1 protein-coding gene is annotated in these 255 nt (G+C 37.3%); it reads left to right on the forward strand.

Annotation, left to right across the window (positions count from 1 at the left end; genetic code table 11):
* The coding region (locus tag ACY2RW_RS16225) for a hypothetical protein (RefSeq protein WP_490123772.1) at positions 1 to 255 on the forward strand (255 nt) is incomplete at both ends.

Consider the following 255-nt stretch of genomic DNA (forward strand, 5'->3'; position numbering starts at 1 on the left):
TACTTGGAATTGAATATGACATCACCATTGCAAATTATCATGAGAACTATGCAACAAAACGATTACAAGATCTACAGCTCCCCATAACTCGAAATCAAAATGTAGCACTTGGTTTTGATTTAGGAAGCATGGGAGGGTTTTACACATTCGATGAGGTAGTGGCAAAACTTGATGAAATGAAAGCAGATTTCCCAACACTAGTTAGTGAAAAAATAAGTATCGGTACAACAGCAGAAGGTAGGGATATTTGGATGG

This window comes from Polaribacter sp. 2305UL8-11, assembly GCF_058147165.1.